This window comes from Actinomyces oris, from assembly GCF_001929375.1.
Classification (GTDB): Bacteria; Actinomycetota; Actinomycetes; order Actinomycetales; family Actinomycetaceae; genus Actinomyces; species Actinomyces oris_B.
In genome coordinates, this window is the sequence record NZ_MSGO01000017.1 from 1 (window position 1) to 12,486 (window position 12,486).

Here is a 12,486-nt window from a genome sequence, read left to right on the forward strand (position 1 = left end):
CCCACAAGGGCTCCATCACCATGATGGCACAGCGGGCACAAGGAGACACCCCCAGGAACAGAAGCAAGTACAGACAACTCACTTCTTACCGGGACCTTGTGCCCGCACCCCGCTCCCACACCGCACCTACTGACGCGACCTCTAAGGCTCCCGGTTCGCAGGTAACCTGTCGCCTATGCCCGTCGTCGGCCGCTCACACGTGGGCGGCCGACGACGGATCAGCGACCAAGCACACGAGGAGACACCGTGGCCGACACTGAGCAGCCGACCGGCGCGCACAAGGCGGGGCAGATGGCGCCCAACCCCTATAGCCGCAGCTGCCCCTCACGTGGTCTGCTCAAGTCACTCGGTGACCTGTGGACCGTGCTCGTCGTCGGGGTGCTTCACGACGCGGGCCAGCCACAGCGCTTCAAGGAGATATCGACCCGCGTCGACGGTATCTCCACCAAGATGCTCACCCAGACCCTCAGGGGCCTTGAACGCGATGGACTCGTCGAGCGCCATCAGTACCCCGAGATCCCGCCGCGAGTGACCTACGAGCTCACCGACTCAGGCAAGGGGCTGGCGGAGGCACTCGCTCACGTTGAGGCCTGGGCCACTGAGCACCTCAGCGCTGTCAGCCAGGCCCGGGCGCGCTACGACGCCGACCACTGAGCATCCGCTGAAACGCTCGCCGAGGGCGTTTCGAGCGCGTCTACAGGTGCCGCCAGGTCTCCACCCGCCAGCGCGCGTCCCCGGACACGGGGCGCCACTGGCCCTGCGGGTCGGAGAGGGCCGGGTCGATGGCCCACTCCTGAGTGCTGATCCCCGGTGCGCGCACCAGCGCCGAGTCGGGCAGGCCGCGCTCGCGGGCCCGCTGCGTGGCATCAAGGTCCAGGACGCTGACGACGAGCACATCGGGCAGGCCGTCGGCCAGCGCCTGCTCGTAGACGCTCCCGCCACCGATGACCCACAAGCGGGGCAGCCCCGCAGCATCCCCCTCACGAGGGTCGTGCCCCAGCTCGGCGGCCAGCCCCCGCGCCGCCAGTGAGAGCCCCTCGCGCAGCGAGCCGGCGCGGAGCGCCCCCTCGGCCCGCCAGGAGCGGTCACGGGTGAGGACCACGTTGCGCCGCCCGGGCAGGGGACCTCCCAGTGACTCCCAGGTGGTGCGGCCCATGACCAGCCCGCCGCCCATGGTCGTGGCCTTGAAGTGGGCGAAGTCCGCCGGCACGCGCCACAGCATGGCGCCGTCGGCCCCCAGGACGCCGGTGACGTCCTGGGCCCAGATCATCCCCAGGCCACTCATACCGCGACCGGGGCCTTGATCGTGGGGTGGTGCTCGTAGCCCTGGGAGGCGTCGATGTCGTCCATGTCGTAGGCGTCGATGGACTCGGCCCGCTCCAGGCGCAGCGTGGGGAAGGGGTGGGCGCTGGGCACCCGGGAGAGCTGGGTGCGGACCTGCTCGACGTGGTTGTCGTAGATGTGACAGTCCCCTCCGGTCCAGATGAGCTCACCGGGCTCCAGGTCCGTCTGCTGGGCGAGCATGTGGGTGAGCAGCGCGTAGGAGGCGATGTTGAAGGGAACCCCCAGGAACAGGTCGGCGCTGCGCTGGTAGATCTGCAGGCTCAGGCGGCCATCGGCCACATAGCACTGGAAGAAGGCGTGGCAGGGGGCCAGTGCCATGGAACCCAGCTCGGAGACGTTCCAGGCCGACACCAGCATGCGCCGCGAGTCCGGGTCGGTGCGCAGCGTGTCGATGAGCCCGGCGATCTGGTCGATCGCGCCCCCGTCCCGGGTGGGCCAGGAGCGCCACTGCGAGCCGTAGACCGGCCCCAGCTCACCGGAGTCATCGGCCCACTCGTCCCAGATGGTGATGCCCCGCTCCTGGAGCCAGCGCACGTTCGTCTCCCCGCGCAAGAACCACAGCAGCTCACCCTTGACGGCCTTCATGGCCACGAACTTCGTGGTGATGCGCGGGAAGCCGCGGCGCAGGTCGTAGCGCAGCCGGCGGGCGAAGAGCGAACGCGTTCCGGTGCCGGTACGGTCGGACTTCGCGGTCCCGTTGGCCAGGACGTCGGCCAGGAGGTTCTCGTAGGCGACGTCGACGCCTGGCGGGGGGAGGAGCCCCATCTGCGCCAGCGCCGGGCACTGGACGGCCGACGGCGACGGCTCGCTCTCGCTGCGAACTGCGCTCATGCCTCGATCACCTCGACACGGGAGCTGTCGACGTAGCCGCCCACAGCGAGCTCGGGTCCCAGGGCCGCCTGCGCCCCCTCGATGACCTGGTTGGCCAGCGCCCGGCCTCCCGACCAGCCGATGGCGGCCCCGATCCCGAAGGGGAGGAGGCGCCCCAGTGCCAGTGCCCCGCCCTTGGCGGCCGAGCGCTTGGCCGCCCGCTTGATGAGGCGGGCGTTGATGGACTTCACCGACGGCAGGGGCATCTGCATGAGCAGCTGAGCCGCCCAGAACATCGAGGACAGGCCCAGCTGGCCCTGAACCGCCTCGGAGCCCTCCTTGCCCAGAAGGGCGGAGAGGACCAGGGCCCGACGGCGCTCGGTGTCGACGACGTGGACCCCCTGGATCTCCGCGACAGTCAGAACGTAGGTGACGGCCGAGGCGATGAAGGCGGCGCTCTGACCGACTGTCAGGGCGGCGGCCGCGCCCGTACTGATGGCCGGTATGGCCGCGGAGGCCCCGACCGCTCCCGATGACAGTCCTGCGTCCCTCCGGAAGCGGGAGCCGGCCATCTCGACGAGCTCGGCGGCGTCGGCCCCAGGGCGGTCCCGGCGCATCCGTGCGACGCGCTCCTCGATGCGGGCGGCCGGGATGGCGATGGCCTTGTCGAGGGCGCGTTCCAGTGCGGTGGGGCGCTCAGATCGGGAGGTGTTCAACAGTGGTCTCCTTACCTGAGTGACACAGGGGGGGGAATCGGGGAGAGCGGCCGGTTCAGCGGATGGGGCGCTGAGCTCTCAGTCCTCGTTGGGGTCGACGATCGTCGTCGTGTAGGAAGCGCCGTGCTCGATGGTGTGGCCCACCGTGCAGTGACGGTCGACGGCGCCGGCGACCCGCTGGCTGAGCAGCTCGCGCTGCTCGGCGTCGAGCGAGGACAGATCGGTGACGATCTCGACCTGGAAGGACTCGTAGCGCTCCTCGGCGTCGTTCTTGACGGTCGAGCAGCCCACGGTGGCCTCGAAGTCCTCACCCAGGGCCTTGGCCAGACGGTGGTCGGCGGACAGGGTGTTGCAGGTGGCCAGGGCGATCTTCATCAGCTCGCCGGGCGAGAACTCGCCCGGGCCCATGCCGATACGCACCTCGGCGCCCGAGGAGTTGCGACCGATGTACTGGCGGGTGCCCGCGCGCTCGGCCCACACGGCGTTAGGGGCGGAGGCGGTTGTGCTAGATGTGCTCATGGCCCGATGGTGCCATGAAACCGGACGAGACTCGGCGGTGGAACCGGTGCGCAGCCCCGTGCTGCGCCACTGGCGGACAGGGGCGCAGCACGGGAATAACAGCAGTGGGCGACGTAGCGCACAGTAAGTGATCGAGGCGAGTGATCAGGTGAGCGATCGGGGCGCGATGGAGACGCGGGTCAGTGCTCGACGAGCCAGGCGGCGGCCCGGCGCTCCTCGTCGGCGACGACGCGGCCCACCATGCCCATGGCCTTCTCCTCGATGGTCCTGCCCACCAGCGGCACAGTGACCTTGAGGTCGACGTCGACGGTGACGGTGGTGGCCTCACCGGCGGCGTCCGCGGCGGGAGCCATGGTGGAGGTGGCGCTGACCCTGACCGGGGCGCTCCTGACCGTCACGTCGTAGCCGCCGGAGCGAGAGCCGTCATCCTTCGGCTCGCCCCAGGACTCGGCCACGGAGAAGGACACCGCCGAGCGCACGAACCTCGAGGCGACCGAGGGCAGCTGGGAGGGCTGGATGCTCCCGGCGATGGTGGCCACGAAGCCCTGGCCGCGCTGGGCGACGTCGACCGAGGCGTTGTCGAGCCCGGCTCGTAAGACCCGCGCCTCCTGGTAGGCGGGGTCGGCGAGCATCTGCGCGGTGCGTGCCGGAGTGGCGGGATAGGTGATGGTGATGGTCTTCCTCATGGTGCGATCCTGTCATGTTTCGCAGGGCCGGGGCATGCTCCGACCTCAGTAGGGCCGGGAGCCAAGGCGCGGCCCGTAGGGTTGAACGCGAGACCGCTCAGGTTCCGAGCATGTGTCCTGCTTGGCAATTAGCCGGCTCAACGAGCCGGGGCCGCTCACTGCCGATAACCTTGAGAGGTGCCTAATCTTCTGCCCAGCGCCCTGAGAGACGCAGTCGACCTCGCCGAGGCCGACCTCGACTGGATCCACCAGCTGGTGGCCGACTGGCAGCTGATTGCGGACCTGTCCACCTCCGACCTGGTCCTGTGGGTGCGTACCCGCGCCGGGCGCTTCATCGCCGCGGGCCACACCCGCCCCTCCGGCGGGACCACCGTCCACCTCGAGGACGTTGTCGGACGGCGCATGCCGGCCTCGCGCGAGGCCATGGCCATGGACTCACTGTCCACCGCCCAGATCCAGGACGCCGCCGAGCCCTACTGGACCGGTACCGCCGCGGTCCAGGAGGAGTACATCCCGGTCGTTCACGCCGGTACGCCGATCGCCGTCGTGACTCGGGAGACCTCGGTGGGCGTCATCCGGGGCGGGCGCATCGTTGAGCGGGAGATGGAGGAGATCGCCGAGGTCCTGTGCCAGATGACCGCCTCGGGCGACTTCCCCATCCAGGGCGCCGGCACCACGATCCGTCACGGCACACCGCGCGTGGCCGACGGCGTCCTGCGCCTGGACGAGGAGGGGCGGATCGCCTACGTCAGCCCCAACGGGCGCTCCTGCTTCCACCGCCTGGGCATTGTGGGCGAGCTGGAGGGGATCCTGCTGGCCGAGGCCGTCACCTCGATCATCCCCGCACGTACCCCCGTCGATGAGACGCTGGCCGTGGTCCTCATGGGCAGGCAGGCCTGGCTCACCGAGGTCGAGGTCGGGGGAGTGTTCCTGTCTCTGCGCTCCATCCCGCTGACGCTCAAGGGACGCCGCTCCGGGGCGGTGCTCCTGGTTCGTGACGTCACCGAGGTGCGTCGGCGTGAGCAGGTCCTGCTCAACAAGGACGCCACCATCCGGGAGGTCCATCACCGGGTCAAGAACAATCTGCAGACCGTCTCGGCGCTGCTGCGCATGCAGGCCCGCCGCGCCTCGAATGAGGAGACCCGTCAGGCCCTGTCCGAGGCCGAGCGCCGGGTGACCACCATCGCCACCGTCCACGACGCCCTGAGCCACAACGTCAACGAGCACGTGGACTTCGATGAGGTCTTCTCCTCCATCCTGCGCATGGCCGCGGTCGTGGCCACGCCCACGGGTGAGGTCAGCACCAGGCTGGAGGGCTCCTTCGGTGTGGTCGACGCTGACACGGCGCAGGCGCTGGCCACGGTGCTGGCCGAGCTCGTGACCAACGCCGTCGAGCACGGCCTCAATGGCCGCGACGGTCGAGTGACAGTCACGGCCCACCGTGACGAGGACCAGCTCGAGGTTCACGTGATGGACAACGGTGCGGGCCTGGCGCCGGACACCCTCATGACCGGTCTGGGAACGCGGATCGTCACCACGCTCGTGCGCGGAGAGCTGCGCGGGGTCATTGACTGGGGGCCTCTGAGCGGAGGAGGCACCGACGTCGTCATTCACGCCCGCCTTAACCAGAGGGCTGCCAGGGCTGAGGCCTGACCTTTTGATGACCGGCTGTCGAAAACAGCCTGGATCAACAAAACGGTGCTCGCACGATTAACCGTGCGAACACCGCAGTGCGAAGAACTCGATCAGTTTTCAGGATGACCGGCGGGCCCGGGCCGCCCTGCGCTTGAGGGAACGACGCTCGTCCTCGCTCATGCCTCCCCAGACACCGGCATCCTGACCGTTCTCCAGCGCCCACTTCAGGCAGGTGTCCACCACCTCGCAGCGGCCGCACACCTCTTTCGCCTTGGCGATCTGGGCAATGGCGGGACCGGTGTTTCCCACAGGGAAGAAGAGCTCCGGGTCAACGGTGAGACATGCGGCTTGGCTGCGCCAGTCCATAAGGGCCCCCTACAAGGTCATCGGTCATGCGGTTGGCGCCGGCCCAGCTTGTCAGGGAACGGCGGCCGCGTCCGAGAACAACTTTCACATGACGGGGGGCGGTGGGCAAGACCTCGATCATGAGACCTGTGCCGATACCCTGTCGTGATCCTCACAGGATGCTGTGGTGTTGAGATAACACTACTTTCCTTCATTGAGAAGGCCTGTTAAACAGGGTACTCAATAGGATGATCGTCGTCTTCGGGGCGGGGCAGCACGATCTGAATGGGCAGGCACGTTCCACGGTAGACGAGTGCTCCACGACCGGGCAGCGTCATCGCTCTGGGGTCGGTGACCGTCCGCAAGGAGACGCCGGCGGCCTGATCGGCAGGGCGCATACCGGGCCACAGCACGACGAGCGCCTCGCGCTCACGCATGGAGGAGATCGCGCCGCGGAAGGTCGTGGCGACCTTCTCCGTCGAGGCAGAGGCCAGGACCACCTCAGAGCCGGCCAGCGCGGCCTCCACCTGAGTGACGGTGGCGATGTCCGCCAGGTCCAGGTCGTCGACGACGAGGGCGTCGGAGGCCATCGCCTGGGCCAGTGCCCGCAGCGCCGTGGAGCGCCCCGAGCCGGGAGGCCCGGCGACCAGGACGCTGGTGCGAGCCGGAAGCGTGACCGGTGCGGCCGCGTCCCCTCCCACGGCCCAGGTTCCCTCCGGGACGTCCTCCCAGGTGAGCCGCGTCGGCAGCGGTTCGAGCCGCAGCGCGCAGCCGCCGTCGCGCTCGGAGCCGGATACCGGGCAGTCCTCACGGAGCACGATCTGGCAGGTGGTCGTCGTCGCCCCGTCCAGGATGACGCCGCGCCCCGGGGCGCCGCCGGTGACCACCCCGCGTGGAAGACCGGCGAGAGCGGCCTGTGTGCCGGTGGCCGCGCCGAGAACCAGCCTGAGCCCCATGGGGCCGGCCCACCGGGCGGTGGACGCGACCAAGGGGGCGGTCAGCAGCAGGGGAGCGCCCGTTGCGGACGTGGTACGGATGACGGCCTCCAACAGGGCGTTGCCCTGACCGGGGCCCAGCGCCTCATCAATGGTCGGGATGAGCGCGTCGACGTTATCGAGGCACAGCAGGTCTGCGCCCAGGCGCCCGCTGGCGGCGAGTCCCCACAGCCGGGCCAGGCGTCGTGGGTCCTCCGTACCGACCACCGTGCCCACTCCGGGGTGGGCGAGGAGCCTGCGCACGGGGGAGGCCTCGTGGGAGGCGTCGGGGGCCGGGGGAGCGAACCCGCACAGGTGCACGCCTCTGCCCGAGCCCAGTGCCGCCGTCGCGGCCGAGGCGACAAGAGTGGAGCGCCCCGACCTCGGGGCCCCGAGGACCAGCAGCGGGCGAGTGACCCGCCACTGCCACACCCCCAGGCTCTGCTGGCGAGGAAGATCGGTCACGGCCAGGAGAAGGCGGTCGTCGTCGTGCCCGGACAGTGGCGGGTGGTCGGCGGGGTCCGTGGGGACCGGCGCCCCCTGCTCCTCAAGCTCACCCGGTGCTCGGGGGCCTCGGAGCCGAACCAGCTCGAGCGCCTCGGCCGCGCTGATCGAGGCGGGCAGGGCCGGCGCCCAGGGGCGCCACGGGGCGGAGTGCCCCTCGGCCGCGCGTGAGATGAGGCCGACGATCTCCTGAACCTCACGAGCCGAGCCGCACCAGGGGGCCTGAAGCACCTGGCTGCCAGGGCTGGGAGAACCACTGGCGCCGTTGTCGGGGTCTCGCGGGGCGGGGCCGCCGTCCTCGACGCCGCCGGTTCCACTGACCAGGACCCTGCCGGGATGATGACCGAGCCGGGCGGCCCCGTCGTGCCCCAGGACGTCCCTGGAGTCAGCGGCGTCGAGCACCCGCAGGCACACTCGCAAGGAGGTGTTGGCCCGAATCGCCGGGGACACGGCCCCCTGGGGGCGCTGAGTGGCCAGAATGAGGTGGATCCCCAGGCTGCGCCCCTGGGCGGCGATACGCACCAGGGACTCCAGGACCTCGGCGTGCTCACCGGCCAAGGTGGCGAACTCGTCGACCGCCACCACCAGATCGGGGATGACGACCCGTGGCGGCAGGCAGGTCACGTCCTTGGCGCCGTGGGCGGCCAGGATCCGCTCGCGGCGGTGCACCTCGGCCTCCAAGGAGGACAGGGCGCGCTGGGTGCCGGCAGGATCCAGATCCGTCAGGACCCCGGCCGTGTGCGGCAGGCCGGCCAGAGGGCCGAAGGCGGCACCGCCCTTGTAGTCGACGAGGACCAGGGTGAGACGATCCGGCGCTCGGCTCAGCGCCAGCTGCACCAGCCACGAGATGAGCAGCTCAGACTTCCCGGAACCCGTTGTCCCAGCCAGCAGGGCGTGCGGGCCGTCCGCCACCAGATCGGCACGCACCGGCCCTCGCGCGCCCACTCCGAGCACCGCCGACAGCGCCGGCGCGCCCCGGGCCGGCGAGTGCGTCCGCTCCTCCCATCGCGCCCGCAGCTCGTGGGCGTCGAGGTCGTCCATGACAGCACTGAGAGGGACCAGATCGGGGACGCCGTCGCCCTGGGACGACTCCCGGTGAGGTGACGTGATCCGGGAGCGGCTCAGGTGACGAACCGCCTCCCACCAGATCGGTGAGCACGACGGCGCCCCGGCCGGAGCGGGCCGCGTGCTCAGCGCCTGGGGCGGGACCCCATTGTATGAGCAGGTCACTATCTGCGCGCTGCGAGGATGCGCCTGCGGGCCCCAGGTGAGGCGGAGCCCCAGACGGTCGCCTGCCTCCTCCCGGCTCTCCCGGTCCACACCGCCCCGATGACCGGCGTGTTCATCCGGCGAGTCATCCAGCACAGTCACCCGGACCTCATCGCGGGCCAGGAGCTGGGCGCACCACCATCTCAGCGCACTGCCGGCGCCCGTGCCCACCAGGGCCAGGCTCTCGCCGTCGGAGAGTGACAGGACGCAGCGCCGTCGGTGCCCGGCACTCCAGGCGGCCAGGGTCTCCTGGGTGGCCGAGACAGGCGTCGAGCCCTCGGCCGGGGAGTCCTGGGAGGACTGAGACATGCTGGAGCGTGCCGCGACGGCCAACAGCATCGTGGCAGGGTCCGGCTCGCCGTGCCTCCACCCAGGTCGGCGTCCCCGGCGACGCCGGTGGCCGCGCCATCGGGGCCCGCCGGCGCGCCCGGTGCGCCGGGCCCACCGTTGTTGCAGGAACGGCACCAGGCGCATGATCGTCATCGCGACCATCGGCGCCACCATGACCATGCCCATCGCGCCCCGGCTCCCCGTCCTGAGCGCGATCGCAGCCGAGCCGGCCATGACCAGGACGCAGACCAGTGAACCCACCATCAACCACGCCGTTGACGACGCCGGCGCCGCAGGGGCCGCCACCACCAGGTCGCTGGGGCGCCTGCGCAGCTCGAGCACGCTGTCTCCCAGCCTCAGGAGCGCCCCCTCCCTCAGCCTCATCTCCCGGCGAGCACGCAGCCACAGCCCCAGGTGCCAGTAGCGGTAGGAGCCGTTGGCCGATCCGCAGTCCTGAGCCAGGACACGGCCGCCGTGAAGCCGCAGGCGCAGGTGACGACGGGAGACCAGGGGATCACTGAGCACCTCTCCCCGACCCAGGACGGCGCCGTCCCTGACGGCTATCACCAGGCCACGGTCAGGACCGTCCAGGACCGCGAGGTGCCACGGGCCGGCCAAGGCGGCCAGAGCCGCGTCTGCGGCCGCCTCCCCCGCCGAGAGCCGGCACAACGAGGACGAGACCTCTCCCGGCAGCAGCGAGTGGAGGTCCAGGACGTCGGCGGTAGCGCTCATTCCTCCAGAATCGCCGCTGGGCTCCGTCACGTCGCCGGCAAGCAACCCCGGGTGTGGACAACCTCGCCGTTCGGGGATGCTCATGGTCACTGTGGACGCGGGCAGATCCCGGTGTGAACCCGGTTGAGGGAAGATGGCCCCATGACTGACCCCGATGCGCCCCGCGGTTCCGCTCCCGCCCCGGCCCCCTCCTCGGCACACTCCGATCAGCAAGGCCCCGTGGAGCTGAGCGCCATCCCCACTGCCGCCCGGGAACGCTGGAGCGAGCTGGTGCGTGACATTGAGGCCGCCCGTGACGCCTACTACAACGCGATCGACGCAGAGAGTCCCCTGTCCGACGCCGACTACGACCTCCTCTACCGGGAGCTGGAGGGACTGGAGGCGGCCCACCCCCTCCTGGCTCGAGCCGGATCACCGACCCGCTCCGTGGGCGGGCGCGCCGTCACCGACTTCGCACCCGCCCCGCACCACGAGCGCATGTACTCCCTTCAGGACGTCTTCTCCCTCGATGAGGTCCAGGAGTGGGCCGAGCGCATGGTCTCCGAGACCGGGGTCGGAGACGACGACCTCGCCATGACCGCCGAGGTCAAGATCGACGGCCTGGCTGTGGCCCTGACCTACGAGGACGGCATCCTCACCCGGGCCGCGACCCGCGGCGACGGCGCGACCGGTGAGGAGGTCACCGGCAATGTGCGAACCATCGCCTCGGTCCCCCTGGTCCTGGCCGGCGACGCCCACCCCTCCCTGCTCGAGGTGCGCGGTGAGGTCTACTTCCCCACCCAGGACTTCGAGGCCTTCAACGAGGAGCGCCGCACCCGCAACCTGCAGCGGCAGGCCGACGGCGCCCCCCTCCTGCAGGTCTTCGCCAACCCCCGCAACGCGGCCGCGGGCTCGCTGCGCCAGAAGAACCCCGCCGTCACCGCCTCCCGGCCCCTGGCGATGATCGCCCACGGGGTCGGCGCGATCACCCCCGCACCGGGGGAGAGGCTCCCCACCCGCCAGCACGAGTGGTACGAGCTGCTGGCCGGCTGGGGGCTGCCGGTGTCCCCCTACAACGCCGTGGTCCGGGGCCGCGCCGAGCGCGAGGCCTACATCGAGCGCTACGCCACCCACCGCCACGACCTCATCCACGAGATCGACGGCATCGTCTTCAAGCTCGACGACCACTCCCTTCAACGCCGCCTGGGCCACACCTCCCGAGTGCCCCGCTGGGCCACTGCCTACAAGTACCCGCCCGAGGAGGTCCGCACCCGATTGCTGGACATCGCCGTCCAGGTCGGGCGCACCGGCCGCGTCACGCCCTTCGGCATGATGGAGCCGGTCCTCGTCGCCGGCTCGACGGTGGCCCGCGCCACCCTCCACAACGCCACCGAGGTGGCCCGCAAGGGAGTGCGCATCGGGGACATGGTCATCGTGCGCAAGGCCGGTGACGTCATCCCCGAGATCCTGGGGCCGGTCGCCGATCTGCGTGACGGCAGCGAGCGGGACTTCGTCATGCCGACACACTGCCCCTCCTGCGGCACCGAGCTGGCACCGGCCAAGGACGGCGACGTCGACCTGCGCTGCCCCAACACCCGCTCCTGCCCCGCCCAGCTCACCGAGAGGATCGCCCACATCGGCTCCCGGGGCGCCCTGGACGTCGAAGGGCTGGGAGACGAGGCCGCCGGCGCCCTGACCCGACCCGACGCCGGACGCCGCGAGGCCCTGACCGCGCTCGCGGCTGGGCGGAGCCTGGAGACCGAAGACGGACGGCTCAGCCTCCCGCCCGGCGAGCTCGACTCCCTCCACGTCTCCCAGCGGGTGGAAGCCGTCGAGGAGCTCCTGAGGCAGGCGGGGATCACCGAGCAGACACCAGTGCTCACCGGCGAGGCCACTCTGTTCGACCTGACCGAGGACGATCTGCGCGAGGTCTTCGTCTGGCGCTCCGTCTCCCGTCGGGGCGTCCCCACCGGGGACTGGCGCCTGAGCCGCTTCTTCTGGACCAAGCAGATCTACAACGCCGACGGGCGGGTCAAGAAGGCGACGGCGCCGGGGAAGAACGCCACTGCCATGCTCTCCCAGCTCCGTCAGGCCCGCAGCCGCCCGCTGTGGCGCATCCTGGTGGCTCTGTCCGTGCGTCACGTCGGCCCGACCGCCGCTCGGGCCCTGGCAGCGCGCTTCAGGTCCCTGGAGGCCCTGTGCCAGGCAGATGTCGCCGAGCTGGCCGAGGTCGACGGCGTCGGACCCACCATCGCCGAGTCCTGGGCGCAGTGGCGTGAGGTCGACTGGCACCGCGAGATCCTCAGCCGCTGGGAGTCCGCCGGGGTCCGTACCCGGGAGGAGGCCCCGGACCAGCAGGAGGAGTCGGCGCGCACCCTGGAGGGTCTGACCGTCGTCGTCACCGGCTCCCTGGAGGGATTCACCCGGGACAGCGCCAAGGAGGCCATCGTCTCGCGCGGCGGCAAGGCCTCGGGCAGCGTCTCGAAGAAGACCAGCTTCGTCGTCGTGGGGGACAAGGCGGGCTCCAAGGAGACCAAGGCCCGCGAGCTGGGACTGACGATCCTCGACGAGGAGGGCTTCGTGGCGCTCCTGGAGGGAGGACCCCAGGCGGTCTCCTGAGGACTCACGACCGGGGCGGGGCAC

The 12,486-nt window shown here is 70.7% G+C and carries 10 protein-coding genes; 3 read left to right on the forward strand and 7 right to left on the reverse strand.

The window, feature by feature from the left end:
* Nucleotides 1–246: 246 nt before the first annotated feature.
* On the forward strand, nucleotides 247–654 hold the full coding sequence (locus BKH32_RS05020; RefSeq protein ID WP_081376698.1) for a winged helix-turn-helix transcriptional regulator: 408 nt from the start codon (nucleotides 247–249) through the stop codon (nucleotides 652–654).
* A 40-nt stretch (nucleotides 655–694) separates the two neighbouring features.
* Here BKH32_RS05020 and BKH32_RS05025 read toward each other — a convergent pair whose 3' ends face one another.
* The 5 genes from BKH32_RS05025 to BKH32_RS05045 all read right to left on the reverse strand — a co-directional run bounded on the left by BKH32_RS05025 (nucleotide 695) and on the right by BKH32_RS05045 (nucleotide 4,075).
* Nucleotides 695–1,285, reverse strand: coding sequence for a dihydrofolate reductase (locus BKH32_RS05025; protein WP_075248925.1), 591 nt, complete (start codon nucleotides 1,283–1,285; stop codon nucleotides 695–697).
* On the reverse strand, nucleotides 1,282–2,175 hold the full coding sequence (locus tag BKH32_RS05030) for a thymidylate synthase (protein ID WP_075248926.1): 894 nt from the start codon (nucleotides 2,173–2,175) through the stop codon (nucleotides 1,282–1,284). Before BKH32_RS05030 ends, BKH32_RS05025 begins: the two co-directional genes overlap by 4 nt.
* Entirely contained in the window at nucleotides 2,172–2,870 is a 699-nt protein-coding gene (locus BKH32_RS05035; RefSeq protein WP_075248927.1) for a hypothetical protein, read from the reverse strand. Before BKH32_RS05035 ends, BKH32_RS05030 begins: the two co-directional genes overlap by 4 nt.
* Before the next feature lie 78 nt (nucleotides 2,871–2,948).
* Nucleotides 2,949–3,389 carry an OsmC family protein gene (locus tag BKH32_RS05040; RefSeq protein WP_075248928.1) on the reverse strand — a complete coding sequence of 147 codons (441 nt, stop codon included), beginning with the start codon at nucleotides 3,387–3,389 and terminating at the stop codon, nucleotides 2,949–2,951.
* A gap of 179 nt (nucleotides 3,390–3,568) precedes the next feature.
* Nucleotides 3,569–4,075 (reverse strand): DUF2505 domain-containing protein, encoded by a 507-nt coding sequence (locus BKH32_RS05045; protein ID WP_075248929.1) that lies wholly within the window; start codon nucleotides 4,073–4,075, stop codon nucleotides 3,569–3,571.
* Nucleotides 4,076–4,252: 177 nt separating this feature from the next.
* On the opposite strand from BKH32_RS05045, the gene BKH32_RS05050 reads away from it, so the two are divergent.
* The gene (locus tag BKH32_RS05050; RefSeq protein ID WP_075248930.1) at nucleotides 4,253–5,728 is read left to right on the forward strand and encodes a sensor histidine kinase; all 1,476 of its coding nucleotides are present in this window, start codon (nucleotides 4,253–4,255) and stop codon (nucleotides 5,726–5,728) included.
* 99 nt (nucleotides 5,729–5,827) lie between these two features.
* Here the strand turns inward: BKH32_RS05050 and BKH32_RS05055 are convergent, their stop codons facing one another.
* Together BKH32_RS05055 and BKH32_RS05060 are read right to left on the reverse strand one after the other, a co-directional pair.
* The gene (locus BKH32_RS05055) at nucleotides 5,828–6,076 is read right to left on the reverse strand and encodes a WhiB family transcriptional regulator (protein ID WP_003779481.1); all 249 of its coding nucleotides are present in this window, start codon (nucleotides 6,074–6,076) and stop codon (nucleotides 5,828–5,830) included.
* Nucleotides 6,077–6,282: 206 nt separating this feature from the next.
* Entirely contained in the window at nucleotides 6,283–9,864 is a 3,582-nt protein-coding gene (locus tag BKH32_RS05060) for an FtsK/SpoIIIE domain-containing protein (protein ID WP_075248931.1), read from the reverse strand.
* 141 nt (nucleotides 9,865–10,005) lie between these two features.
* Between BKH32_RS05060 and ligA the strand changes: the two genes are divergently transcribed.
* A complete protein-coding gene (gene ligA / locus BKH32_RS05065; RefSeq protein ID WP_075248932.1) occupies nucleotides 10,006–12,462 on the forward strand; it encodes an NAD-dependent DNA ligase LigA in 2,457 nt (818 codons plus the stop codon).
* Nucleotides 12,463–12,486: the final 24 nt, after the last annotated feature.